26 protein-coding genes and 4 tRNA genes are annotated in these 26,011 nt (G+C 58.6%); 28 read left to right on the top strand and 2 right to left on the bottom strand.

The genetic code is table 11. The features are described from left to right. Positions 1–42: 42 nt before the first annotated feature. The 27 genes from plsX to IEV40_RS01420 all read left to right on the top strand — a co-directional run bounded on the left by plsX (position 43) and on the right by IEV40_RS01420 (position 21,664). The gene (gene plsX, locus IEV40_RS01550; RefSeq protein ID WP_188419209.1) at positions 43–1,125 is read left to right on the top strand and encodes a phosphate acyltransferase PlsX; all 1,083 of its coding nucleotides are present in this window, start codon (positions 43–45) and stop codon (positions 1,123–1,125) included. Beyond that, positions 1,122–2,108 (top strand): beta-ketoacyl-ACP synthase III, encoded by a 987-nt coding sequence (locus IEV40_RS01545; protein ID WP_188419208.1) that lies wholly within the window; start codon positions 1,122–1,124, stop codon positions 2,106–2,108. Before plsX ends, IEV40_RS01545 begins: the two co-directional genes overlap by 4 nt. Before the next feature lie 29 nt (positions 2,109–2,137). Continuing rightward, positions 2,138–3,070 (top strand): ACP S-malonyltransferase, encoded by a 933-nt coding sequence (gene fabD / locus IEV40_RS01540; RefSeq protein WP_188419207.1) that lies wholly within the window; start codon positions 2,138–2,140, stop codon positions 3,068–3,070. Continuing rightward, positions 3,067–3,807: a 3-oxoacyl-ACP reductase FabG gene (gene fabG, locus IEV40_RS01535; RefSeq protein WP_188419206.1), complete on the top strand. Its 741-nt coding sequence runs from the start codon at positions 3,067–3,069 to the stop codon at positions 3,805–3,807. Before fabD ends, fabG begins: the two co-directional genes overlap by 4 nt. 118 nt (positions 3,808–3,925) lie before the next feature. After that, positions 3,926–4,165 (top strand): acyl carrier protein, encoded by a 240-nt coding sequence (gene acpP, locus IEV40_RS01530; RefSeq protein ID WP_188419205.1) that lies wholly within the window; start codon positions 3,926–3,928, stop codon positions 4,163–4,165. Positions 4,166–4,201: 36 nt separating this feature from the next. Continuing rightward, positions 4,202–5,443 carry a beta-ketoacyl-ACP synthase II gene (gene fabF, locus IEV40_RS01525; protein ID WP_188419204.1) on the top strand — a complete coding sequence of 414 codons (1,242 nt, stop codon included), beginning with the start codon at positions 4,202–4,204 and terminating at the stop codon, positions 5,441–5,443. A 49-nt stretch (positions 5,444–5,492) separates the two neighbouring features. Then, complete coding sequence (locus IEV40_RS01520; protein WP_188419203.1) at positions 5,493–5,969, top strand: protein YgfX; 477 nt, start codon at positions 5,493–5,495, stop codon at positions 5,967–5,969. Positions 5,970–6,038: 69 nt separating this feature from the next. Beyond that, the gene (gene rpoE / locus IEV40_RS01515; RefSeq protein ID WP_188419202.1) at positions 6,039–6,641 is read left to right on the top strand and encodes an RNA polymerase sigma factor RpoE; all 603 of its coding nucleotides are present in this window, start codon (positions 6,039–6,041) and stop codon (positions 6,639–6,641) included. 61 nt (positions 6,642–6,702) lie between these two features. Next, a complete protein-coding gene (locus tag IEV40_RS01510; RefSeq protein ID WP_188419201.1) occupies positions 6,703–7,281 on the top strand; it encodes a sigma-E factor negative regulatory protein in 579 nt (192 codons plus the stop codon). A 5-nt stretch (positions 7,282–7,286) separates the two neighbouring features. Next, positions 7,287–8,291 (top strand): MucB/RseB C-terminal domain-containing protein, encoded by a 1,005-nt coding sequence (locus IEV40_RS01505; protein WP_188419200.1) that lies wholly within the window; start codon positions 7,287–7,289, stop codon positions 8,289–8,291. Between the two features lie 73 nt (positions 8,292–8,364). Beyond that, positions 8,365–9,858 carry a DegQ family serine endoprotease gene (locus IEV40_RS01500; RefSeq protein WP_188419199.1) on the top strand — a complete coding sequence of 498 codons (1,494 nt, stop codon included), beginning with the start codon at positions 8,365–8,367 and terminating at the stop codon, positions 9,856–9,858. A 97-nt stretch (positions 9,859–9,955) separates the two neighbouring features. Further along, positions 9,956–10,210 carry a glutaredoxin family protein gene (locus IEV40_RS01495; protein WP_229723903.1) on the top strand — a complete coding sequence of 85 codons (255 nt, stop codon included), beginning with the start codon at positions 9,956–9,958 and terminating at the stop codon, positions 10,208–10,210. A 177-nt stretch (positions 10,211–10,387) separates the two neighbouring features. Further along, complete coding sequence (lepA, locus tag IEV40_RS01490; protein ID WP_188419198.1) at positions 10,388–12,181, top strand: translation elongation factor 4; 1,794 nt, start codon at positions 10,388–10,390, stop codon at positions 12,179–12,181. Further along, complete coding sequence (gene lepB / locus IEV40_RS01485; protein WP_188419197.1) at positions 12,178–13,089, top strand: signal peptidase I; 912 nt, start codon at positions 12,178–12,180, stop codon at positions 13,087–13,089. Before lepA ends, lepB begins: the two co-directional genes overlap by 4 nt. Before the next feature lie 21 nt (positions 13,090–13,110). Then, complete coding sequence (locus IEV40_RS01480) at positions 13,111–13,482, top strand: DUF4845 domain-containing protein (protein WP_188419196.1); 372 nt, start codon at positions 13,111–13,113, stop codon at positions 13,480–13,482. Between the two features lie 51 nt (positions 13,483–13,533). Continuing rightward, positions 13,534–14,463: a ribonuclease III gene (gene rnc, locus IEV40_RS01475; protein WP_188419195.1), complete on the top strand. Its 930-nt coding sequence runs from the start codon at positions 13,534–13,536 to the stop codon at positions 14,461–14,463. After that, positions 14,460–15,377 carry a GTPase Era gene (era, locus tag IEV40_RS01470; protein ID WP_188419194.1) on the top strand — a complete coding sequence of 306 codons (918 nt, stop codon included), beginning with the start codon at positions 14,460–14,462 and terminating at the stop codon, positions 15,375–15,377. The genes rnc and era overlap by 4 nt, the downstream gene beginning before the upstream one ends. Positions 15,378–15,385: 8 nt before the next feature. Next, on the top strand, positions 15,386–16,240 hold the full coding sequence (recO, locus tag IEV40_RS01465; protein WP_188419193.1) for a DNA repair protein RecO: 855 nt from the start codon (positions 15,386–15,388) through the stop codon (positions 16,238–16,240). A gap of 15 nt (positions 16,241–16,255) precedes the next feature. Further along, positions 16,256–17,023, top strand: coding sequence for a pyridoxine 5'-phosphate synthase (gene pdxJ, locus IEV40_RS01460; protein WP_188419192.1), 768 nt, complete (start codon positions 16,256–16,258; stop codon positions 17,021–17,023). Continuing rightward, positions 17,020–17,412 (top strand): holo-ACP synthase, encoded by a 393-nt coding sequence (gene acpS, locus IEV40_RS01455; protein WP_188419191.1) that lies wholly within the window; start codon positions 17,020–17,022, stop codon positions 17,410–17,412. The genes pdxJ and acpS overlap by 4 nt, the downstream gene beginning before the upstream one ends. An 11-nt stretch (positions 17,413–17,423) precedes the next feature. Continuing rightward, positions 17,424–18,485, top strand: a complete 1,062-nt coding sequence (gene nagZ, locus IEV40_RS01450) for a beta-N-acetylhexosaminidase (protein WP_188419955.1) — start codon at positions 17,424–17,426, stop codon at positions 18,483–18,485. Between the two features lie 40 nt (positions 18,486–18,525). Further along, positions 18,526–20,391: an excinuclease ABC subunit UvrC gene (uvrC, locus tag IEV40_RS01445; RefSeq protein WP_188419190.1), complete on the top strand. Its 1,866-nt coding sequence runs from the start codon at positions 18,526–18,528 to the stop codon at positions 20,389–20,391. 52 nt (positions 20,392–20,443) lie between these two features. Then, positions 20,444–21,025: a CDP-diacylglycerol--glycerol-3-phosphate 3-phosphatidyltransferase gene (pgsA, locus tag IEV40_RS01440; protein ID WP_188419189.1), complete on the top strand. Its 582-nt coding sequence runs from the start codon at positions 20,444–20,446 to the stop codon at positions 21,023–21,025. 58 nt (positions 21,026–21,083) lie between these two features. Next, positions 21,084–21,159, top strand: a tRNA-Gly gene (locus IEV40_RS01435). Between the two features lie 82 nt (positions 21,160–21,241). After that, a tRNA-Gly gene (locus IEV40_RS01430) sits at positions 21,242–21,317 on the top strand. Between the two features lie 115 nt (positions 21,318–21,432). Continuing rightward, positions 21,433–21,506 (top strand) — tRNA-Cys (locus IEV40_RS01425). Positions 21,507–21,577: 71 nt separating this feature from the next. Beyond that, positions 21,578–21,664, top strand: a tRNA-Leu gene (locus IEV40_RS01420). Between the two features lie 470 nt (positions 21,665–22,134). On the opposite strand, the gene IEV40_RS01415 is transcribed toward IEV40_RS01420, so the two are convergent. Together IEV40_RS01415 and IEV40_RS01410 are read right to left on the bottom strand one after the other, a co-directional pair. Then, positions 22,135–22,827 (bottom strand): glutathione binding-like protein, encoded by a 693-nt coding sequence (locus tag IEV40_RS01415; protein WP_188419188.1) that lies wholly within the window; start codon positions 22,825–22,827, stop codon positions 22,135–22,137. Positions 22,828–23,005: 178 nt separating this feature from the next. Further along, positions 23,006–23,785, bottom strand: a complete 780-nt coding sequence (locus tag IEV40_RS01410) for an oxepin-CoA hydrolase, alternative type (protein WP_188419187.1) — start codon at positions 23,783–23,785, stop codon at positions 23,006–23,008. Between the two features lie 236 nt (positions 23,786–24,021). Between IEV40_RS01410 and IEV40_RS01405 the strand changes: the two genes are divergently transcribed. Next, complete coding sequence (locus tag IEV40_RS01405; protein WP_188419186.1) at positions 24,022–25,725, top strand: GspE/PulE family protein; 1,704 nt, start codon at positions 24,022–24,024, stop codon at positions 25,723–25,725. Positions 25,726–26,011 lie beyond the last annotated feature (286 nt).

The following is a 26,011-nucleotide window of genomic DNA, read 5'->3' as shown; positions in this document are numbered from 1 at the left end:
CTGCCGCATAATGTGGCCGGACCGAGGCACTGAATCAAGCCAATGACAATCAAAATATCCATAGACTGCATGGGCGGAGATCACGGCCCGGCGGTTACCATTCCTGCAGCCATTTCCTTCGTCGAAAGCGAGCCGGAAGCGGAGCTTATCCTCGTCGGCCAGGAAGCGGTGCTTCTGGCGGAGTTGAAGAAACGCAAGGCTGCAGAGCATCCGCGCCTTTCCGTCGTCCATGCGGCAGACATCGTCGAGATGGATGACACGCTGGAAACGGCACTGCGCCGCAAGCGTGATTCTTCGATGCGCGTCGCGATCAACCTGATCAAGGAAGGTCAGGCACATGCCTGCGTTTCCGCCGGCAATACCGGCGCGCTGATGGCGATTTCCCGCTACGTGCTCAAGACCATCCCCGGCGTCGATCGCCCGGCGATCTGCAGCATTCTCCCCAATCAGAAGGACGGCCCGACCTACATGCTGGATCTGGGTGCCAACGTCGATTGCGAACCGCAGCATCTGCATCAGTTCGCGTTGATGGGTTCGGCGCTGGTGTCGGCAATGGAAGGCAAAGATCGGCCGACGGTCGGCCTGCTGAATGTCGGCGAGGAAGATATCAAGGGTAATGACGTCGTCAAGCAGACGGCGGTGCTGCTGCGCGCCGATCACGAAAAGGGCACGCTGAACTTCTACGGCAACGTCGAAGGCGACGATATCTTCAAGGGTACGACCGACATCGTCGTCTGCGACGGTTTCGTCGGCAACGTCACGCTGAAGACATCGGAAGGTCTGGGCCGTTTCGTCAAGAGCGTGCTGACCACCGAATTCAAGCGCACGCCGCTCAACATGCTGGGCGCGCTGATCGCGCGTGCTGCGCTGAAAGCCATCTCGCAACGTTTGAATCCATCGCGCTACAACGGCGGCAGCCTGCTGGGCCTGCGTGGGCTGGTATTCAAAAGCCACGGCGGTGCCGATGCATATGGATATCAATGGGCAATCCGGCGCGCTTTCGATGCCGCGAACAACGATCTGCTGTCGCGCATTTCGACGAAGATCGCCGACTTGATGCCGCAATCTTCTTCCGCCGACGTCCCGACCAATACAGAAAAAAACACGGAACAGAAAACCGCATGAGTCTCTACAGCAAAATCATCGGCACGGGGAGTTATCTGCCACCCCGTCGCGTCACGAATCAGGCATTGGCCGAAGAACTGGCTGCCAAAGGTGTTGAAACCTCGGACGAATGGATCGTCTCGCGTAGCGGAATTTCTGCACGTCATTACGCCGATCCCGACATGCAGTCGAGCGATCTGGCGGTCGAAGCCGCGAAGCGTGCACTCGACATGGCGAAACTGGCGCCGAACGATATCGACCTGATCATCCTGGCGACGTCGACGCCGGATTTCTTCGGCGGTTTTCCGAGCACGGCCTGTGTCGTGCAGCGCAAGCTGGGCATCACCAACGAATGCGCCGCGGTTGACGTGCAGGCGGTCTGCAGCGGTTTTGTTTACGCAGTCTCGACTGCCGACAATTTCATCAAGGCCGGCTCCCACAAGAACGTGCTGGTGATCGGTGCCGAAGTGTTTTCGCGCATCATCGATTTCAACGATCGCACGACCTGCGTACTGTTCGGCGACGGTGCCGGCGCGGTGGTGATGACGGCGTCGAACGAGCCGGGCGTGCTGGCGACCCGCCTGCATGCGAACGGCAATTATGGCGACATCCTGTGCGGCCCGGGCCGCATCAGCAACGGTGCGATCGAAGGCAACGCGTTCATGTACATGGATGGCCAGGCCGTCTTCAAACTGGCAGTCGGCCTGCTCGACAAAGTGGCCAACGAGGCACTGCAACAGGCGAAGATGGATGCGTCCGAAATCGACTGGATCGTGCCGCATCAGGCCAACATCCGCATCATGCAGGGCACGGCGAAGAAGCTGGGCCTCGGCATGGACAAGATGATCGTCACCGTCGACCAGCACGGCAATACGTCGGCTGCATCGATTCCGCTGGCGTTGGATACTGGCGTGCGCGACGGCCGTATCAAGCCGGGCCAGAACGTCATGATGGAAGGCGTCGGCGGCGGGTTCACGTGGGGCGCGGTTCTGGCGCGCATGTAATTGATTGATTTCCGGAAGCAGATAAGAACATGAGCAAATTCGCATTCGTTTTCCCCGGGCAAGGCTCGCAAGCCATCGGCATGCTGAACGGTTTTGCCGACAACGCGGTCGTGCAGCAGACGCTGGCCGAAGCATCCGATGCATTGCAATTCGATCTGGCGAAACTGATCGCCGAAGGCCCGAAGGAAGATCTCGACCTGACCACCAACACGCAGCCTGTCATGCTGACGGCAGCGGTGGCGATGTATCGCGCGTGGATCGCGGCAGGCGGCAAGGTGCCGGCGGTGGTGGCTGGTCACAGCCTGGGCGAATATTCGGCGCTGGTTGCGGCTGGCGTGATTCCGTTCAAGGATGCGGTGCCGCTGGTGCGTTTCCGTGCCAAGGCGATGCAGGAAGCCGTACCGGTCGGTCAGGGCGGCATGGCGGCAATTCTGGGACTGTCCGATGCCGACGTGTTGGCAGCCTGCCAGGAAGCGGCGCAGGGCGAAGTGGTCGAGGCAGTCAATTTCAACGCGCCGGCGCAAGTCGTGATCGCCGGCCACAAGGCAGCGATCGAGCGTGCCTGCGAAGCGGCCAAGGCCAAGGGCGCCAAGCGCGCATTGCCGCTGCCGGTCTCCGCGCCTTTCCATTCGTCGCTGCTGAAGCCGGCGTCGGACCGCTTGCGCGAATATCTGGCGCCGCTGGCGTTCAATGCGCCGCAGATTCCGCTGATCAACAACGTCGATGTCGCCATCGTCAATGACGTGGACGGCATCAAGGATGCGCTGGTACGTCAGGCGGCCAATCCGGTACGCTGGGTCGAAACGGTGCAGAAGATGGCGGCGGACGGCGTGACCGATCTCGTCGAATGTGGTCCGGGCAAGGTGCTGGCCGGCTTGACCAAGCGAATCAACGGCGATGTCGTCGGACATGCGATTGTGGATCAGGCATCCTTGGATGCCGTTTTGGAGCTTTTGAAATGACGAATACTCAACTGGCAGGCCAGGTTGCACTGGTAACCGGCGCATCGCGCGGTATCGGACGCGCGATTGCGCAGGAACTGGCAAAGCAGGGCGCAAAAGTCGTCGGCACGGCAACGTCGGAAGCCGGCGCTGCGGTGATCTCCGAATATCTGGGCGAAGGCGGCAAGGGCATCGTGCTTGATGTCAACGATGCGACGCGCTCCGTCGAACTGATCGACGAAATCCAGAAGGAGTTCGGCGCCGTCACGATTCTCGTCAACAATGCAGGCATCACACAGGATCAACTGGCGATGCGCATGAAGGATGAAGAGTGGGACAACGTGATCGCGACCAACCTGACGGCGGTCGGCCGTTTGTCGCGCGCCGTGCTGCGCGGCATGATGAAGGCGCGCAACGGACGTATCATCAACATCACGTCGGTGGTCGGCTCCTCCGGCAATCCGGGCCAGATGAATTACGCCGCGGCAAAGGCCGGTGTGGCCGGCATGACGCGCGCATTGGCGCGTGAAATCGGCAGCCGTAACATTACCGTGAACTGCGTCGCTCCGGGCTTCATCGATACGGATATGACGAAAGTACTCGGCGAAGAGCAAACCACGGCGCTTAAACAGCAGATTCCGCTTGGCCGCCTCGGCCAGCCGGAAGACATTGCTGCTGCCGTGGGCTTCCTCGCCTCACCGCAGGCCGGCTATATTACTGGCACGACGCTGCACGTCAATGGCGGCATGTATATGTAAGTTAGGCACTTTTAGCTGCAGAATCGACTTTCTCGATGACAAAAGCCAAAAGTAATTTATCGGTGCGCAAACCTGCTAAAATGCGCGCACTTTCTGTAACCACTCATTGGAGTTAAACATGTCGGATATCGAACAACGCGTTAAGAAAATCGTCGCTGAACAACTGGGCGTCGCAGAAGCAGACATCAAAACCGAATCGTCGTTTGTCGATGATCTGGGTGCAGACTCGCTCGATACCGTTGAGCTCGTGATGGCGCTCGAAGACGAATTCGAAATGGAAATCCCTGACGAGCAAGCTGAAAAAATCACCACAGTGCAGCAGGCAATCGACTACGCCAAAGCGAACGTCAAAGCGTAAGCTTGTCTTGAATTTGAACGACTCCAGGAGAATTGCTTGAGCCGCTCTAGTAAACGTCGTGTCGTCGTAACTGGTCTTGGTTGTGTTTCACCCGTCGGCAACAATGTTGCGGATACATGGAAAGCCATCACGGCAGGCCAATCCGGCATCGCCACCATCACCAAATTCGATGCGACCCCCTTCAGCACGCATTTTGCTGGGGAAGTGAAGAACTTCAATATCGAGGATTACATTCCCGGTAAGGAAGCGCGCCACATGGATACCTTCATCCATTACGGCGTGGCAGCTGGCATGCAGGCGATGCAGGACAGCGGCCTGCAGGTGACGGACGAAAATGCCGAACGTATCGGCGTCATCGTCGGTTCCGGTATCGGCGGCTTGCCGATGATCGAAGATACGCATGCCGAACTGACCAATCGCGGCCCGCGCCGCATCAGTCCGTTCTTCGTGCCGGCATCGATCATCAACATGATTTCCGGCCATCTGTCGATTCATTACGGCCTGAAAGGCCCCAATATTTCCGTCGTGACGGCTTGTACTACCGGCTTGCACGCAATCGGTACAGCTGCGCGCATGATCGAATACGGCGATGCGGATGTGATGATTGCAGGCGGCGCAGAATCCACAATCTCTCCGCTGGGTCTGGGCGGTTTTGCGGCGGCGCGTGCGCTGTCCTCCCGCAATGATGATCCGGCAACGGCATCACGTCCGTGGGACAAGGACCGTGACGGTTTCGTCCTCGGCGAAGGTGCCGGCGTGATGGTGCTCGAAGAGTACGAAGCGGCGAAGGCGCGTGGTGCGAAGATTTATGCGGAGCTGGTCGGCTTTGGCATGAGCGCGGATGCGTATCACATTACCGCACCGAACATGGACGGCCCGCGCCGCAGCATGGTCAATGCATTGAAGAATGCGGAAATTTCCGCAGACCAGGTGCAATACCTCAATGCGCATGGCACGTCGACGCCGCTTGGCGACAAGAATGAATCCGATGCAGTGAAAGCGGCCTTTGGCGCACATGCGAAGAAGCTGACCGTCAATTCGACGAAGTCGATGACCGGTCACTTGCTTGGCGGTGCCGGCGGGCTCGAATCGGTGTTCACCGTTCTGGCCGTGCATCATCAGATTTCGCCTCCGACGATCAACATCTTCAACCAGGATCCCGAGTGCGATCTTGACTACTGCGCCAACGCGGCGCGCGAGATGCCGATCCAGTACGCGATGAAGAATAACTTCGGATTCGGCGGTACAAACGGTACGCTGATCTTCGGCAAGGTCTGATCGAAATCCGATTGCTCGCAAGGGCAATCGGATTTTTCACTTTATCCCCATGTCGATCGCGGTCAGCACCGTGGTGCAACCCTCCAGACTATTGTCTTTGATGACAATGGTCATGTGTATTGCAACGCTGTGTGCGGGCACGATTGCCGGCCTGGGTCTCGTGGGCGATTCATCGCCGGTCCTTCGGATCGTTGCCGCAGGAATTTGTCTGCTGGCGGCCATCCAGGCCTTTCGCAGCGAGAGAAAACGCAAGTCCTATGCAATTCATGTCTCGGGAACAGGGCAGATACGCTTGTCCGTCGGCGATACGCAAGCCGATTCAGTCAGGCTGCTGCCGGCGTCCGTGTTGTGGCCAGTTTTGTTAATCTTGCATTTGCAGAATGCCAAGCAGCATACGGAAATGGTGATCGTGCTGCCGGATTCTGTGTCCTCGGATGGGTTTCGCCGACTGCTGGTGGCATGTCGCTGGATTGCGATGCGTGGACCGGATAGCGAGCGCCGTGAGGGAATTGCGCAGGATATTTGAACTAATCGTGTTTCGCCCAGTCAACAGCACGAGCGCGTGCGTGTTGCGACATAACAAGGGAACGGGGATTTGACGACAGAACGCGATATTGATCAGCAACTCGTCGAGCGAGTGCAACGCGGCGACAAAAAGGCTTTCGAGCTGTTGGTGATCAAGTACCAACGAAAACTGATGCGGCTGGTGTCGCGGCTCGTACGCGACCAGGCGGAGGCCGAGGATGTCGTGCAGGAGGCGTTCATCAAGGCCTATCGTGCGTTGCCTCAGTTTCGCGGCGATTCCGCGTTCTATACGTGGCTGTACCGGATCGGAATCAACACGGCGAAAAACTACCTGGTGACGCAGGGGCGCAGGGCGCCGACATCGACCGAGGCCGATGTCGAGGAAGCCGAAACTTTTGACGATGGCGACCACCTAAGAGATATCAACACGCCAGAGTCGCTGTTGGCAACCAAGCAAATCGCCCAGACGCTGAACGTTGCGATGGACGAACTGCCGGAAGAGTTGCGAATGGCGATAACCCTGCGCGAAATCGAAGGGTTGAGCTACGACGAAATCGCCGAGTCGATGGGGTGTCCGATCGGCACGGTGCGCAGCCGGATTTTCCGTGCGCGCGAAGCGATTTCGGAAAAATTAAGGCCGTTGCTGGACACGGCAATCGATAAGCGTTGGTAAAAACGGAAAGAAGCGTTTTTTTGCTAAATACAGGGGTAGCCTTAATTTTTTCGGGGTTGTGATGAATACGACGAATATGACGCGGGAACAGATTTCTGCCTTTGCCGATGGCGAGTTGCCTAACGGGCATCTCGACGTCGTTCTGGCCGCCTTGCGCCAGGACGAGGGCCGCGATGCGTGGAATCTCTACCATCAGGCGGGTGACGCGCTGCGTTCCGATGAATTGAACGTGCGCTTGAGCGCCGATTTCAATGCACGCATGTTTGCCCGTCTGGAAGACGAGCCGACCATCATGGTGCCGGCCAACAAGCGTGTGGCTGTGGCAAAGGATGCATCGCCGCTGCGGCGTTTTGCGATGCCGGGCATGGCTGCCGCTGCTGTCGCTGTGGCAGCCTTCCTGACCGTGCCGCAGATGATGACGCAGAATCAGCATGCAGCACCGACGCTGGCATCGGCTCCTGCTCCTGTGGTGGCATCCGCCGCACCGGAAACGGTGACTGTCGCCAGCCAGGAAGGCGAAGTGCTGCGCGATCCGCGCATCGACGAATACCTGCTGGCGCATCAGCGTTTTTCTCCTTCTGTGTACAGCACTGCGCAATACGCCCGTTCGGCCACATTTGCTGTTGATTCGGAAAAGTAACTGATATGCGGCAGACATTGGGATTTTTCAGATTCGTCGTACTTTGCTCAAGCTTCATTGCGTTTGCATCCCATGCACAAGGCACCGAGCCGAACGTCAATTTGCATGACACGCAGACCTGGCTGAAGAAGATTCAGTCGTCTGCGCAGAAGCTGAATTACTCGGGTACCTTTGTTTATCAGCAGGGCAATCAGGTGCGCACGTCGCGCATCACGCATATCCTGAACGGCAAAAACGAACTGGAAAAACTGGAAATCCTCGACGGCAAGCCGCGCGAATACATACGCAACAACGAAGAGATCGCCTGCTACGTTCCGGAGATCAAATCCATCCGCGTAGAGAAGCGCGTCAACAAGGACGTTTTCCCTGCCATCCTCGGTGCCAATCCGGATGATCTGGCGCAGCATTACGAGATGAAGAAGGGCGAGACGGGACGCGTCGCCGGCCACGATTGCCAGGCGATCGTGTTGGAGCCGAAAGACAATCTGCGTTACGGCTACAAACTGTGGGCCGAGAAGAACACTGGTTTGCTGCTGAAGGCGCAGACGCTGAACGACAAGGGTAATGTGGTTGAACAGATTGCCTTCACGCAGATCGTGATCGGCCATGTGGATCCGAACCAGGCTAAGCCCAGTTTCAAGGATACGCACGGCTGGCGCGTCGAGAATGCCGTGATGCAGGATGCCGATCTGTCGGCATGGTCCGTCAAGGGCGTGCCGCCGGGCTTCAGGAAAGTGCGCGAAATGAAACGACTGATTACGGATACGACAGGCGACAATACCGCGCCGACGCAGCGCGAGGTGTCGCAGATTGTTTATTCCGACGGTCTGGCCGCAATTTCCGTCTTCATTGAAGCGGGTTCGCAAAGCCGTACCGAAGGTTCGATGCAGCAGGGCGCAATGAATATCGTCGGCAAGCGTCAGGGCGATTACTGGCTGACGGTCGTCGGCGAGGTGCCGGCTGCGGCAATCCGTCAGGTTGCCAATTCCATCGAACTCAAATCCCGCTGATATCCCTCCGATACCCCGGCTGATTCATCTGCTGATTTTTTCTCACCCCGTCTTTGCTTTGGCAAGTAAGTGTATGAAAACAATCCCTGTTCAGAAAAAACTTTCCACGGTGCTGGCTGGAATCGCCGGCGCTTTCTTCATATCCGCTACTGCGACTGCAGCGCCGCCGGCGGCTTCTGCACCGGCGGTGGTGGCGCCAACGGTCGCGGCCTTGCCGGACTTTGCCGCTCTGGTCGAAAAGACCGGTAATGCCGTCGTCAACATTCGCACGACCGAACGAGCAAAGATCAGTCAGAGCGGCGATATCACGCAGGACGAGGAAATGCAGGAATTCTTCCGTCGTTTCTTCGGTGTGCCGATTCCGCCGACGCAGCCGTCACCGCGTGGTCGCAAGCAGACGCCTGCACCGGAAGCAGAAGAGGAAGTGCCGCGTGGCGTGGGCTCCGGTTTCATCATCTCGCCTGATGGTTATGTGATGACGAACGCACACGTCGTCGATGGCGCGGACGAGGTGTATGTAACGCTGACCGACAAGCGCGAATTCAAGGCCAAGATCATCGGTGCCGACAAACGCACCGACGTTGCCATCGTGAAGATCGACGGCAGTAATCTGCCGCGTCTAACGATGGGCGATTCGGACAAGATCCGTGTCGGCGAATGGGTGATCGCGATCGGCTCGCCGTTCGGGCTCGACAATACGGTGACAGCCGGCATCGTTTCCGCCAAGGCACGCGATACCGGCGAATACCTGCCGCTGATCCAGACCGACGTGGCAGTCAATCCAGGCAACTCGGGCGGGCCGCTGATCAATATGCGTGGCGAAGTGATCGGCATCAATTCGCAGATCTACAGCCGTTCCGGTGGCTACATGGGTATTTCGTTCGCGGTACCGATCGACGAAGCAATGCGCGTGGCCGATCAGCTGCGTGCTACCGGCAAAGTGACGCGCGGCCGTATCGGCGTACAGATCGGCGAAGTGACGAAAGATGTGGCCGAATCGCTGGGCTTGAAGCACACGGAGGGTTCGATGGTTCAGCGTGTCGAGCCAGGCAGCCCTGCGGAAAAGGGCGGCGTCGAAGTGGGTGACGTGATCCTGAAGTACAACGGCGCGACCATCGAGCGCTCTAGCGACCTGCCGCGACTAGTGGGCGGCACCAAGCCGGGCACCAAGGCGACATTGACCGTCTGGCGCAAGGGAGCAACACGGGATTTGACGCTGACTATCGGCGAACTGGAAGCGGATGAGGCCGGTGCAGCACCGCAGAAGAAACAGAAAGCACCGCAAAAGCCCAATGCATTAGGCCTGTCGATTTCTGATCTGAGCGCGGCCCAGTTGGAAGCGCTGAAGATCGATGGCGGCGTGCTGATCGAAGCGTCGGAAGGTGCGGCTTCTCGTTCGGGACTGCGCGCCGGCGATATCGTGCTGCGCGTGAACAATACCGATATCAAGAATGTCAGTCAGTTCAATGCGGTGGTTGCCAAGCTGGAGCCGAAGAAAACCGTGTTGTTGCTGGTGCGTCGCGGCGACTCCTCGCAATTCGTGACGGTCAAGCCTGCGCAACAATGATGCAGGTACTAACCGAGAAAGGCTGCTTGCCGCAAGGCGGCAGCCTTTTTTGCATCTGCTTTCACGTTTGTGCTTCGCCGACGGGGATGGTGCCGTCGTGATTCGCTTCATGCTGTATTCGCGCACCTATTGCCACTTGTGCGACGACATGCTGGCGGCTCTATCGGCATTGTCGATGGAGCAGGCGCATACGATCGAGGTCATCGATGTGGATGCCGACGAAGCATTAGTCGCGCGCTATGACGAGCTGGTACCGGTGCTGACCGCCAGTCGGGATAACGGACCGGCGCGACAGCTTTGCCACTATTTTCTGGATGAAGCGGCGGTGCGCGCTTTTCTGGCGAATGATTGAAACAGTTCGCCGGCATGGTCCCGATCGTTGTTGCAATGGAAACATTCGGATGGCGAATTACCGGCTTTCCCCTCTGAAATCCGGTAGAATGCCGGGGCCGTCATCCTCTGTAACAAGGCGCTCGCCGCCGGGGGCAACCCCGCACGGAGCGCTTTTTTTGTAATTGTCATCCGGTTAATGAACAACATCCGCAATTTTTCCATCATCGCCCACATCGACCATGGCAAATCGACGCTTGCCGATCGCATCATCCAACTGTGCGGTGGCCTGTCGGATCGTGAGATGGAGGCGCAGGTTCTCGACTCGATGGACATCGAGCGCGAGCGTGGCATCACCATCAAGGCGCAGACCGCCGCGCTGACCTACAAGGCGAAGGACGGCCAGGTCTACAACCTGAACCTGATCGATACGCCGGGCCACGTCGACTTCAGCTACGAAGTCAGCCGTTCGCTGTCGGCCTGCGAAGGCGCGCTGCTGGTGGTCGATGCATCGCAAGGCGTCGAGGCGCAGACGGTGGCCAACTGCTATACCGCCCTCGATCTGGGCGTGGAAGTCGTACCGGTCCTGAACAAGATCGACCTGCCGTCGGCCGATCCGGAACGTGCCAGCGGCGAGATCGAGGAAGTGATCGGCATCGATGCCAGTGATGCCGTGCATTGCTCGGCCAAGACCGGCCTGGGCGTGGCAGATGTGCTGGAGTCGCTGATTGCAAAAGTGCCGCCGCCGCAAGGCGATCCCGGTGCGCCGCTGCAGGCGCTGATCGTCGATTCCTGGTTCGACAACTACGTCGGTGTCGTGATGCTGGTGCGCGTGAAGAACGGCACCTTGCGCCCGAAGGACAAGATTCGCCTGATGGCGACCGAATCGATGCATCTGGTGGAAAGCGTCGGCGTGTTCACACCGAAATCGGTGGCGCGCGAATCGCTGACTGCCGGCCAGGTCGGTTTCATCATCGCCGGCATCAAGGAATTGAAGGCTGCCAAGGTCGGCGATACCGTCACGCTGGCCAGCCAGCCGGCGCCGGCGCCGCTGCCCGGCTTCAAGGAAGTGCAGCCGCAGGTGTTTGCCGGCCTGTTTCCGGTCGAAGCGAACCAGTACGACGCGCTGCGCGACTCGCTGGAAAAACTCAAGCTGAACGATGCGGCGCTGATGTACGAACCGGAGGTCTCGCAGGCGCTCGGTTTCGGCTTCCGCTGCGGCTTCCTTGGCCTGCTGCACATGGAAATCGTGCAGGAACGCCTCGAACGCGAGTTCGACATGGACCTGATCACCACTGCGCCTACGGTCATTTACGAGGTGGTGATGCGCGACGGTTCGATCCTCATGGTCGATAATCCGTCGAAGATGCCGGATCCGTCCAAGATCGAGGAAATCCGCGAGCCGATCGTCACCGTCAATCTGTACATGCCGCAGGAGTATGTCGGCTCCGTCATTACCTTGTGCACGCAGAAGCGCGGTATCCAGATGGACATGAACTACCACGGCAAGCAGGTCAAGCTGGTCTACGAAATGCCGATGGCGGAGATCGTGCTGGATTTCTTTGACAAGTTGAAGTCCACCTCGCGCGGTTATGCGTCGATGGATTACGAGTTCAAGGAATATCGTGCCTCCGACGTCGTCAAGGTCGATATGCTGATCAACAGCGAGAAGGTCGATGCGCTGGCGATCATCGTGCACCGCGCCAACAGCCAGTACCGCGGGCGTGCAGTGGCGGCCAAGATGCGCGAGCTGATCCCGCGCCAGATGTTCGACGTGGCGATCCAGGCGGCGATCGGCTCCAACATCATCTCGCGCGAGAACGTCAAGGCGATGCGCAAGAACGTGCTGGCAAAGTGCTACGGCGGCGATATCACCCGTAAGCGCAAGCTGCTGGAAAAACAGAAGGCCGGCAAGAAACGCATGAAACAGGTTGGTTCGGTGGAGATTCCGCAGGAAGCCTTCCTTGCCATCCTACAAGTGGAAGAAAAATGACCTTGCAAGACATCCTCGGCAATTTCTCTCTGATCCTGTTCGTCCTGACGGTCGTCACCGGCATCATCTGGTTCCTCGACAAGCTCTATCTGGCGAAAAAGCGCCGCGCGCGTGCCGATGCGGTGCTGGCGGAATTCGATGCACGCCAGGCGAAGCTGGCCGGCGACGGCATCAAGGCGGACAACGGTGGCCGCGCCGCGCTGCAGGCCAGTCTGACGCGCCAGCCGACCTGGATCGAATATTCGGGCAGTTTCTTTCCGGTGATCCTGTTGGTGTTTGTGCTGCGCTCCTTCCTGTACGAACCGTTCAAGATTCCGTCGACGTCGATGCTGCCGACGCTGGAAGTCGGCGACCTGATTCTGGTCAACAAATACATCTACGGTATCCGCCTGCCGATCATCAACAAGAAGGTCATCGAGATTGGCAATCCGCAGCGTGGCGACGTGATGGTCTTCAAGTACCCGGAAAATCCGTCGCTGGACTACATCAAGCGCGTGGTCGGCGTTCCGGGCGATACCGTCGTTTACCGCGACAAGCATCTGATCGTCAACGGCAAGCCGGTCAGCTACAAGCCGCTGTCGGATTACCTGGACGAGGAAAGCCTCAACTACTTCAAGCATTACACCGAAAACCTGAACGGCGTGAACCACGGCATCCTGATCAATCCGCGTGCGCCGTCCTATGTGCCGAATCCGCACGACTTCCCGAATCGCGAGCTGTGCAACTACGATGCCGACGGATTCACCTGCAAGGTCCCCGCTGGACAATATTTCATGATGGGTGATAATCGGGATAACAGTCTGGACAGCCGCTACTGGGGCTTTGTGCCGGATGGAAATATTGTCGGAAAGGCATTTTTCATCTGGATGAACCTGGGCAGCATCGGCCGTATCGGCAGCTTTCAATAATTACGATCAGGGAGCATAGTCATGGTGGCATTGTCGTCTCACGTCCGTCGCAACCAGCAGGGGCTGTCCCTGACCGGATTGATCGTGTTGCTGGCGATCGTGGGATTCATTGCCGTGATGGCGATGAAGGTGGTGCCGACATTTACCGAATACATGTCGATCAAGAAGGCGATCGCCAGCATCAAGGCGGAGGGTGGCTCGGTTCCCGAAATGCGCGCCGCCTTCAACCGCCAGGCGGAAGTCGGCTATATCGATGCGATCGACGGCAAGGATCTGACGATCGTCAAGAACGGCGACGATGCGGAAATCAGCTTTGGGTACCAGAAGGTGATTCCGCTTGTCGGGCCGGTCAGCCTGCTGATTGACTACGCCGGTTCCACCACGGACCGGTAGCCGACAACTGCCGTGCCATGGGCCGGCGAAGAAAGTTCGAAGCGATAGAAAATGGATGTGACGTTATTGCAAACCCGGCTAGGCCACACGTTCAAGGATGCAGCCCTGCTGCAGCAGGCACTGACGCATCGCAGCCATAGCGGCGTGCATAACGAGCGCCTGGAATTCCTCGGCGACTCCATCCTGAATTGCGTCGTGGCATCGCTGCTGTTCGACCGCTACACGAAAATCGACGAAGGCGACCTGTCGCGACTGCGCGCCAATCTCGTCAAGCAGCAGTCCCTGTATGAAATCGCACAGCGCCTGGAGTTGTCGCACTTCCTGCGACTGGGCGAAGGGGAGCTGAAATCCGGCGGCTTCCGTCGTCCATCGATCCTGGCCGATACGCTGGAAGCGCTGTTCGGCGCGATCTTTCTGGATGCAGGATTCGATGCGGCGCGCGACGTCATCCGCGCTCTGTACATTCCGATTCTCGATACCGTCGATCCGAAAACACTGGGCAAGGATGCCAAGACGCTGCTGCAGGAATTCCTGCAGGGCAAGAAGATTCCGCTGCCGCAATACAACGTCGTCGCCACGCATGGTGCTGCGCACAATCAGGAATTCGAGATCGAATGCCTGGTCCCCAAGCTGGATATTCAGGTCTTCGGCACTGGCGGCAGCCGCCGCGCCGGCGAGCAGGCCGCTGCCAAGCTGGCGCTGGAAGCCGTGCACGCGGCACTGGCGAAATCGCCTGCCGGCAGCCGTAAAACCCGGCCGCGTACTGCGCAACTGAAGCTGGCGGGTATTGCGACTGTGCAACCAGATGCGCCGCAGGACGATATTGCCAAGCCGGCCAAAACCAAGGCGGAACAAAAGACAAGCAAACCGGAAGCCAAGGCTCCGGTGGAAGACGGCAGTCAGAAAAGCCTGATCGCCGAACCGGAAGCAAAGGACAAGTCCGATGCTTCCTCAACCGTTTCTCATTCCAAAACTGCATGACCGAATCCGCAGCGCAATCTTCCGCAGTACCGTCTTCATTCCGGTGCGGCTACATCGCCATCGTCGGCCGTCCCAATGTCGGCAAATCCACGCTGATGAACGAGTTGATCGGCGCCAAGGTCAGCATCACGTCGCGCAAGGCGCAAACCACACGCCATCGCATCACCGGTATCCAGACCACGGACGATGCGCAGTTCGTCTACGTCGATACGCCCGGTTTCCAGACGCGTCATTCGAATGCACTGAATCGCACGCTGAATCGTACCGTCACGACCACGCTGACCGCGGCAGACGTGATTCTGTATGTGGTCGAGGCGGGCACATTCGGCCCGGCCGATCAGCAGGTTATCGATCTGTTGCCGGCCAAGGTGCCGTGCATCCTCGTGCTCAACAAGTCGGATCGCGTCAAGGACAAGGCCGAGCTGATGCCGTTTGCGCAGCAGGTCGCTGCGAAGCGCGATTTCGCTGCCGTGGTGCCAGTCTCGGCCAAGCAACGCTTCCAGCTCGGTATCCTGCAGGATGAAATCCGCAAGTACCTGCCGGAAAATCCGCCAGTCTTCGGCGAAGACGACATCACCGACCGCAGCGAAAAATTCCTCGCGGCGGAAATCGTGCGCGAGAAAGTGTTCCGCTTCGTCGGCGAGGAATTGCCGTACACCAGCACCGTCGTCATCGAACAATTCTTGCAGGAAGGCAATCTGCGTCGTGTTTTCGCAGCCATTCTCGTCGAGCGCGATATGCACAAGGCGATGGTGATCGGTGCGCGCGGCGCCAAGCTGAAGGAAATCTCCACGCAGGCGCGGCTCGACATGGAGCGTCTGTTCGGCGGCCCGGTGTATCTGGAAATCTGGGTCAAGGTCAAATCGGGCTGGGCCGACAACGAAGCCGGTCTGCGCGCCTACGGCTACGAATAAATTCCGCCATGGCCGGACTCGCCGCCGTCAAATCTCCAACCCAAGACATGCCGCACGATGGCCCGGCCATCGCGCCCGCGGCTGAAGCCAAATCGGCTGCAGAAAAGAAAACGGCGAAAACTTCCGTACGCCGCGCACGTCCGCCCGAAAAGGAAATGCGCATCGCCGACCAGCCCGGCTTCGTGCTGCACAGCTATCCCTACAAAGAAACCAGCCTGATCGTCGACGTCTTCTCGCGCGATCATGGCCGTGTCGCGCTGGTGGCAAAAGGCGCCAAGCGGCCGCATTCGAAGTTGCGCGGTGCGTTGCAGACTTTCCAGCCGCTGTCGGTGTCGTGGAGCGGCAGAGCCGAAGTGCGTACGTTGATTGGTGCCGAATGGGTAGGTGGCCTGCTGCCGCTGGAGAAATCCGCGCTGCTGTGCGGCTTCTACCTGAACGAATTGCTGGTCAAATTGCTGGCGCGCGACGATCCGCATCCGGCGCTGTTCGATCATTACGTCAGTGCCTTGAACCAGTTGGCGCACGATGAGCCGGCGACTGTCGTGTTGCGCAAGTTCGAACGCCTGCTATTGAAGGAATGTGGCGTGGCGGCCGACTGGACGCGCTGCACGGCGAGTGGTGAAACGGTCGATCCCGCGCAAATGTATGTGGTTGATCCGGAACGCGGGCCGCGCCCGGCATATGCTGCCGATACCTGGCCGCGCGTGTCCGGCAAGACGCTGCTGGATATGGAAAATGAAGACTATACGGATGCCGCCACGCAGACGCAGGGCAAGTTTCTGATGCGCTTCCTGCTTGCCCATCATCTGCATGGCGCCACCTTGAACACGCGGCAGATCCTGATCGATCTGCTACAGCTTTGACAGGACATCGCAACGATGAGTTTTCTGCAACCGAATAACCCCATCCTCGAACTCGGCATCAATATCGATCACGTCGCCACGTTGCGCAATGCGCGCGGCACCGTCTATCCCGATCCGCTGCAGGCAGCCTTGCTGGCCGAGGATGCCGGCGCCGATGCGATCACGCTGCACCTGCGCGAAGACCGACGGCACATCAAGGATGCGGACGTCGAAAAAATCCGGCCGCAATTGCGCACGCGCATGAACCTGGAATCGGCAGTAACGCAGGAGATGATCGACTTTGCCTGCCGTATCAAGCCGCAGGATGTCTGCCTGGTACCGGAACGGCGCGAGGAGGTGACGACCGAAGGCGGGCTGGACGTGGTCCGCTATTTCTCGCAGGTGAGCGCCGCAGTGAAGCAGCTGCAGGCCGAGGGCATACGCGTCAGCCTGTTCATCGATGCCGATACGGATCAGATTCAGGCTGCAGCCGAAGCCGGCGCACCGGTCATCGAACTGCACACGGGCCGCTACGCCGATGCGCATGCCGAACTGGAAGCGCGCGGCGAATTGCAGCGCATCGAAGCCGGCGTGCGCGAAGGCGTATTGCGCGGACTAAAGGTCAATGCCGGTCATGGCTTGCACTATACGAACGTGCAGGCAATCGCTGCGATTCCGGATATTGCCGAATTGAACATCGGCCATGCGATCGTCGCGCACGCGGTTTTCGCCGGCTGGCAGAATGCTGTGCGCGAGATGAAGGCCATCATGATCGCATCGCGACTGGAAGGGCAGAAGCGGTGATCTACGGCATCGGCACCGACATCATCCAGATTGATCGCATCCAGGCCGCGCTGGACCGTTACGGCGACCGTTTTGCCGAACGCATCCTCGGCGTCGAAGAACTACAGAAATACCATCGCCGCAAGGCAAAGGTGGAAGCGCGCGGCTTGCGATTTCTGGCGACACGCTTTGCTGCCAAGGAAGCATTCTCAAAAGCGATCGGCCTTGGCATCCACATGCCGATGACGTGGCGTGCGATGCAGACGTTGAACGCACCGAGCGGCAAGCCCATCGTCGTCACCAGCGGCGCACTCGAACAATACATGCAGGATAACGGACTGACGGCGCAGGTCTCGATCACCGACGAGACCGAATACGCCGTTGCCTTTGTGATCGTGGAGAAAGAATGAACACAGCAGTAATGAATGCGGCAGTAAAGCGTGCGCAGCTCGGCCCCGTCATGCTCGACGTGGTCGGCACTGAGCTGAACGACGACGACATCCGGCGCATCCGCCATCCGCTGACCGGCGGCGTGATCCTGTTCGCGCGCAACTATCGCGACCGTGCACAACTGACGGCATTGACCGCAGCGATTCATGACGTACGTCCCGGCCTGCCGATCGCCGTCGATCATGAAGGTGGACGCGTGCAGCGCTTCAAGACGGACGGCTTCACACACCTGCCGGCAATGCGCAAGCTGGGCGAGTTGTGGGATCGCGACGTGCTGGCCGCGACGAAGGCGGCGACCGACGTCGGCTACGTGCTGGCGGCCGAACTCCGTGCTTGCGGCGTCGACCTGTCGTTCACGCCGGTGCTCGATCTGGATTACGGCGAATCGGGCGTGATTGGCGACCGTGCCTTTCATCGTGATGCGCGTGTCGTCGCCTTGCTGGCGAAGAGCCTGAATCATGGCCTTGCGCTGGCCGGCATGCTGAACTGCGGCAAGCATTTTCCTGGCCACGGTTTCGTGAAGGCCGATTCGCATCTGGAAATCCCGGTTGACGAACGCGAGCTGAAAGATATTCTTGCCGAAGATGCCGCGCCTTACGGCTGGCTGGGTCTCGGCCTCGCAGGCGTGATGCCGGCGCACGTGATCTATCCGAAGGTCGATAAACATCCAGCAGGCTTCTCACGTAAGTGGCTGACAATGCTGCGCCGCGATTTCGGCTTCGACGGCATCATCTTCAGCGACGATCTCAGCATGGAAGGCGCGAGTGTCGCGGGCAGTGTGGTTGAAGGGGCGAACGCGGCACTGGATGCCGGCTGCGACATGGTGCTGATCTGCAATTCGCCGGACAAGGCCGATCGTCTGCTGGCGGAACTGAAGCCGGGCAAGGACTGGGCGAGCTCGCGTTCGGCAGCGCGCATTGCGGCACTGATGCCGCAATCGCCGTCGCTGGAATGGGATGTATTGCAACGTGAGCCGCGCTATCAGGCAGCGCGCAAGACTGCGCTGGCGCTGGCATCTTCTGCGCGCGGCTAGCAGCGAAACGATAGAAAAGATAAAGGAACGACGGAGACGCATGACGGTGACGTCCGACATCGAAGCGCCAGACCCGCGTGAGATACTGCTGCAGACGGTGGCGAAGCTGCCGAATCTGCCCGGCGTCTATCGCTATTACGATGCGGAAGGCAATCTGCTGTACGTCGGCAAGGCGCGCGAACTGAAGAAGCGCGTTTCCAGCTACTTCCAGAAGAACATTGCCAGCCCGCGCACGGCTCTGATGGTCGAGCGCATCGCGCGGCTGGAAACCACGGTCACGCGCAGCGAGGCCGAAGCGCTGCTGCTGGAAAACAACCTGATCAAGACGCAGCAGCCGCGCTACAACATCCTGTTCCGCGACGACAAGTCGTATCCCTACCTGAAGATCACCGGCGACGCGTTTCCGCGCATGGCGTATTACCGCGGCGCAGTCGACAAGAAGAACCAGTACTTCGGCCCGTTTCCCAGCGGCTGGGCGGTCAAGGAATCGATGCAGATTCTGCAGAAGGTGTTCCTGCTGCGCACCTGCGAGGATTCGGTGTACGCCAACCGTACGCGTCCCTGCCTGCTGCACCAGATCCATCGCTGCAGCGCGCCGTGTGTCGACTTCGTCTCGCAGGAGGATTACGCAGCCGACGTGGAAAACGCCGCGCGTTTCCTGCGCGGCCGGCAGAGCGAAGTGCTGGAAGCGCTGCAGGCAAAGATGCTGGCCTATGCGGAAGAACTGAAGTTCGAGCAGGCCGCCGCCGTGCGCAACCAGATCACGGCATTGTCGCGTGTGCTGCATCAGCAGAGCATGGAAACCGTCGGCGATGCCGACATCGACATCATCGCCGTCGTCGTGCACGGCGGCCGTGCTTGCGTGAATCTGGCGATGGTGCGCGGCGGGCGGCATCTGGGCGATCGCGCCTATTTCCCGACGCATGTGGATAGTGTGCCAACCGGCGCCGAGGAGTCGTTGACGTCGGAAGTGATGAAGGCTTTCCTCGCGCAGCATTACATCGACAAGTTCATCCCGTCCACGCTGATTCTGAATGTTGAAGTCGATGCGCCGGAACTGATGCTGGCCTTGATGGAGCAATGCGGCCATCGCATCAACCTGATTTTCCAGCCGCAGGCATCGCGCCGGCAATGGTTGGAAATGGCGCAGAAGGGCGCCGAAATTGCATTGGCGCGTTTGCTGTCCGAACAGGGATCGCAGCAGACGCGCACGCGCTTGCTGGTAGAGGCGCTCGGCATCGAAATCGAAGAACTTGATGCCTTCCGTGTCGAATGCTTCGACATCAGCCACACGCAGGGCGAAGCGACACAGGCATCGTGCGTGGTGTTCCATCATCACGTGATGCAGAACGGCGAATATCGCCGCTACAACATCAACGACATCACGCCCGGCGACGATTACGCGGCGATGCGGCAGGTGTTGACACGCCGTTATGAAAAAGTTGCCAACGGCGACGGCGTGATGCCGGACGTGGTGCTGATCGACGGCGGTAAAGGCCAGGTCGAGATCGCGCGCCAGGTCTTCGTCGAACTGGGGCTGGATATCAGCCTGATCGTCGGCGTGGCGAAAGGCGAGGGGCGCAAGGTCGGACTGGAAACGCTGGTGTTCGTTGACGGTCGCACGCCGCAGGAACTCGGCAAGGAATCCGGCGCGCTGATGCTGATCGCGCAAATCCGCGACGAAGCGCACCGCTTTGCAATTACCGGTATGCGGGCCAAGCGCGCCAAGGCAAGACAGACCTCGCGGCTGGAAGAAATCGAGGGTGTAGGCGCCAAGCGGCGGCAGAAACTGCTGGCGCGCTTCGGTGGATTGCGCGGCGTGATGGATGCCAGCGTCGAGGAGCTGGCGTCGGTCGAAGGCATTTCTCGTCAATTGGCTGAAGACATTTACAGACAATTGCATTAGATTACGGGTGCGCGATCGCGGATCGTGCCTGTCCATCAAACTGAAGTCCGATATGCCCGTCAATATTCCTATTCTTCTTACCTGGCTGCGTGTGGCGCTGATTCCGCTGATGGTCGGCGTGCTGTACCTGCCCGATTCGTGGCTGGGGCCGTTCGACAAGAGCTTGGCATCCACGCTGATCTTCATCGTCGCGGCATTGACGGACTGGATAGACGGTTTCCTCGCACGGCGCTGGAACCAGACCTCGGCCTTCGGCGCCTTCCTCGATCCGGTGGCTGACAAGCTGATGGTGGCCGGCGCCTTGCTGGTGCTGATCGAATTCGGCCGCGTCAATGCGGTGATCGCCTTCATCATCATCGGCCGCGAGATCACGATTTCGGCGCTGCGCGAATGGATGGCGCAGATCGGTGCATCGAAATCGGTGGCTGTCAGCTCGCTGGGCAAGATCAAGACGATGGCGCAGATGACCGCGATTCCGATGCTGCTTTATTACGACAATTTCTTCGGCCTCGATACGCGTATCTGGGGCCAGTGGCTGCTGCTGATCGCCGCCGTGCTGACGGTGTGGTCGATGTTTTACTACCTGCGAAAAGCTTGGCCATTAATCAAGGAAAGCGGTGGAAATTTGCTTTGACGCCATGCAAGATTACTTGACATGGAAAGGCATTTCTATATAATGCACACCTGTCGATGCGGGAGTAGCTCAGTTGGTAGAGCGATACCTTGCCAAGGTATAGGTCGAGAGTTCGAGACTCTTCTCCCGCTCCAAGATTTCTTGGAAGGAAGCTGTAAAGCTTCCTTTTTTTGATAGATGGATGCGCAGTAATCCCATCGACGTAGCAGTAAGTATGCGGGAGTAGCTCAGTTGGTAGAGCGATACCTTGCCAAGGTATAGGTCGAGAGTTCGAGACTCTTCTCCCGCTCCAGATTTTCCAAAAAAGGAAGCTGATGAAGCTTCCTTTTTTATTCGCAGACAGTAAAAGTTTAGCGATCGGTTGTCCGCAGCAGCATGTTTCAATTGCGGTACAATACGGCCGCCATGGCGGGGTAGCAAAGTGGTTATGCAGCGGCCTGCAAAGCCGTAGACGCCGGTTCAATTCCGACCCCCGCCTCCAGTTTCTCAAAAGCGCCGATGGCGCTTTTATTTTTTCTGCTGCTGTCGCGTGCTGTCTTAGAATGGCGGCATGCCCGGATGGTGAAATAGGTAGACACAAGAGACTTAAAATCTCTCGCCGGAGACGGCGTACCGGTTCGATTCCGGTTCCGGGCACCACTTCTCTGTTCTCATTCTTTTTTCCCGTTTTCTCCTGATTCTTTTCGCGATTGTGCAAATTGTGGGTGCTCCGCTTTTGTTTTAGCGGGCATTCCGTTCGCGCGCGATGACGGCCGGCAGCGTTTCCAGACGATTGCCTGCGAGGGCGATGGCATGGCTTTCGGCGAAGAGCGTTGCGTCAGTTGCCGGTACCGTATTACTTGGTATTTTCACCGCCAGGCGTGTACGGCATTCGCATGCGAGCTGTACCGTATCGCGCCGATGTATCTGGTTGCCAGGGCGTATTGCGGGATCAGCCCGAACATCCGGCTGATTCTGCTCAGTAAAAAATACACGTCGCAGCAAATTGGGACGCTGCTGATGCAGAAGAAGCGCGAATGCGATCAGAATCTGCAGGTGCTGAGAGCGGGGTGCCAGATGTTTGAACGGGTGCGCCGACTGGCACGCCTCCAGGAAAAAGACAATCCGGATCAGCGTCTGGCGTACTGCGTTGCGCCGAACAGAATCTCCTTCGATTTGGCATCTGCGATCGGCTGGCGTTCGCTGACCAGCATGCTGGTGCCTTTCTTCACCGCCGGGCGTTCGGCGATCTCGTGGAACCAGCGTTCGAGATGCGGATAGTCGGACAGCGTGACACCTTGCTTTTCCCACGAGCGCAGCCAGGGGAAGGTGGCGATGTCGGCGATCGTATAGGTGTCGCCAGCGAGATAGGCGCTTTCCGCCAGACGGCGATCGATGACGCCGTACAGGCGCTTCGCTTCATTCGTATAGCGATTGACTGCGTAGTCGATCTGTTCCGGCGCGTACAGGCGGAAGTGATGCGCCTGGCCCAGCATCGGGCCGACGCCGCCCATCTGGAACATCAGCCACTGCAGCGTCGTGAATTTCTCGCGGTCGGTTTCGCCGAGGAATTTGTTCACCTTGCTCGCCAGGTAAATCAGGATGGCGCCGGATTCGAACAGCGACATCGGCTTGCCATCCGGTCCGTCGCTGTCGACGATGGCGGGAATTTTATTGTTCGGCGAGATCTTCAAAAATTCCGGCTTGAACTGATCGCCGGCGCTGATATTGATGTGATGCAGCCGGTAGGGCAGGCCGCATTCTTCCAGCATGATGTGGATCTTGTGGCCGTTGGGCGTGGCGGTGGAATAGGCGTCGATCATTTTTTCTCCTGTGTCTGCCGATGCGGCAAGCGATACGTGCGTGAGCACGCGAATGAACAGGATTATGCAGAAATGCGGTTATCTTTGCTTTACGCAGGAATTTTTCATACGAGCGAAACCCTGCGGCGCCATGCAGCGGTCTGCAAGGTGGGGATTTACGCGGTATTAATAGTTGGTGTTACTTGCGACGTGATGTGCGCTTGTCGAGAAAGGATTGTATGCCTTCCTGCGCATCGCGATGATTGAGGCAATCGACGAAGTGCTGTTTCTCCGCTTCGAAATGGCGCGACAAGGTATTGTCCCTGGCTTCGCGTGTCAGCAGCTTGATGCGCTCGACTGCATGAGGTGACAGTTCCGCCAGCTTGTCGGCCCAGTCCAGCGCGGCATCCAGTACGCTGCCGTCCGGCACCAGCCGGTTGACGACACCGAGCGATTGCAGGCGCGCAGCCTGTACCGGTTCGCCTTCGATCAGCATCTCGGTCGCCAGCTGGCGCGGTAGCGACTGCATCAGGAACCACGATGCGCCGCCGTCCGGCGTCAGACCGACCTTCACGTATGACATAGCGAATTTCGCCGTATTGCCGGCCACGATCAGATCGCAGGCCAGCGCCAGCGAAAAGCCGGCACCGGCGGCACCGCCTTCGACGGCGGCGATCACCGGTTTCGGGCAATCGCGTATCGCTTCGATCCAGCCGCGCAGGCCGTCGACTGCATCCATCTGTTCGCCCGATCCTGCAGCGCGCAGATCGAGCAGCTTGTGCAGATCGCCACCTGCACAGAAAAACCGATCGGCACCGTTCAGAACGACGGCGCGTATCGAGTCGTCGCGTTCGGCCGTGGACAGCACTTCGACCGCGGCGGCAAACATGTCGGGGTGGATCGCATTGCGTGTTCCCGGATGGGAGATCGTGAGGATCAATGTCGCGTTGTTGCGCGAGGCTTGGATTTCGGCGGACATGGCGCTCTGGCAAGGATGGAATTGCCACAGAATATACAGGAAGCACAGGCTGTCGTCGGCAACTGCCATGTGTGGGCTGTACGAAACAATCTGCAAACAATTGTCAGATGCGGGACCTTTCCTTTGACGTACGCCGAATTCTTCCTTCAAAATACGGCGCCGAATGGGCTCTGTTGTAGTGGTTCCGGTTCAGCCCTGTCCGGCATGCATTCGCACATTTTCCCCAAGAGGCATCTATGGCACGCCCCGAAAAGGTTCGGCTAGGCGAAATCCTGGTCCAGCAAAAACTACTTTCAGAAGATCAGCTGGCCTTTTCGCTGGAAGAACAGAAGCGCACAGGCCGCAAGCTGGGCCGCGTGTTCGTGGAAAACGGTCTCGTCAGCGAGGAGCAGATTTCGCATGCCATCGCGCGCCAGCTGGACATCCCCTACATCAACATCAAGTTCTACAACCTGCATGCGGATACCGTGCGCATGGTGCCGGAAACCGTGGCGCGCCGCTTCCGTGCCATCGTGCTGGAAGACCGCGGCAACACACTGCTGATCGGCATGGCCGATCCGACCGACCTGTTCGCTTACGATGAAATCGCACGCACGATCAAGCGCGACATCGAACTGGCCGTTGTTACCGAGAGCGAACTGCTGCATGCGATCGACCGCATCTATCGCCGCACCGAAGAAATCACCGATTTCGCACGCGAGCTGGAACAGGATCTGGGCGACAACCACGTCGATTTCGGTGCGCAGACACTGGCGCCAGGGCTGGAGGAAGCGCCGGTCGTCAAGCTATTGCAATCGGTGTTCGACGATGCAACGCAAGTACGTGCTTCGGATATCCACATCGAACCGCAAGAGAGCCGCCTGCAAATCCGTTTCCGCATCGACGGCGTGCTGCACCTGCAGACCGAAGCCGATATCAAGATCGCCGCGCCGCTCGCGTTGCGCCTGAAGCTGATGTCCGATCTGGACATTTCGGAAAAGCGCCTGCCGCAGGATGGACGTTTCGTGATCCGCGTCAGGAATCACCAGATCGACGTGCGTATTTCCACGATGCCGACGCAATACGGCGAATCGGTCGTGATGCGTCTGCTGAACCAGGGCGGCAGCATGCTGATGCTGGATTCGATCGGCATGCCGGCCGAGATGGTCAAGCGCTTGCGTCGCATCATTCATCGCCCGAACGGGCTGGTGCTGGTGACCGGCCCGACCGGTAGCGGCAAGACGACGACGCTCTACGGCGCACTGGCCGAACTCAATACTGCCGAACGCAAGCTGATCACGGTGGAAGATCCGGTCGAATACCGTTTGCCGGGTATCAACCAGGTGCAGATCAACGAAAAAATCGATCTCAGTTTCTCGCGCGTGCTGCGTTCGGCCTTGCGTCAGGATCCTGATGTGGTGCTGGTCGGCGAGATGCGCGATCAGGAAACGGCGCAGATCGGCATGCGTGCCGCGTTGACCGGCCACCTCGTGCTGTCCACGCTGCACACCAACGATGCCGTCAGCACGCCGATTCGTCTGCTCGACATGGGCGTGCCGTATTACATGGTCGCGTCGTCGTTGCAGGCAGTGCTGGCGCAGCGTCTGGTGCGTGTGATCTGCGAAAGCTGCATCACGGATTACGAACCGCTGCCGGCAGAGAAGGAATGGCTGCAGACAGAGCTGGGCGATGCAGTCGCATCGCATCGCTACAAGCACGGGCGCGGCTGCACGCATTGCAACGGTACGGGCTATCGCGGCCGGACCGGTGTTTATGAAATGCTGGAAATGACATCCGCGGTGGCGCATGCCGCCAACAGCGAAGACCACACCGATTTCATTCGTGTCGCACGCGAACAGCTGGCGGGGCAGACGTTGCGGCATCATGCCGTATCGCTCGTTACCAGCGGGAAAACCACCATCAGTGAAGCCATGCGCATCACGAATCAGTTTGAAGACTGATCCGACTTTCGCTTAACGACAATGCCCGTTTCGACGGGCATTTTTATTTTCAAATTTTTGTGTGAAATTTTTTGCTGCGTTCATTTCGGATGAACGAGTAAAGCACGCATCGAAAATAGTGCGATTGTTTTAGGTCATTGCTTCGTCACAAAACCTGCCCACAATTTCTTCCGCAACGAATTAATTTCCGTACGGAAATGAATTAGCACGAATAAATTTCCATGTGGAAATAAGTGATGCGAGACACCAACACTTTTACGTTAATTATTGTTAAATGCCCTCTGGC

Origin of the sequence: Oxalicibacterium solurbis, from assembly GCF_014635845.1 — a bacterium.
Lineage (GTDB): Bacteria > Pseudomonadota > Gammaproteobacteria > Burkholderiales > Burkholderiaceae_D > Oxalicibacterium > Oxalicibacterium solurbis.
The sequence above is the reverse complement of the archived record's forward strand: the minus strand, read 5'-3'. Positions and strand labels throughout refer to the sequence as shown.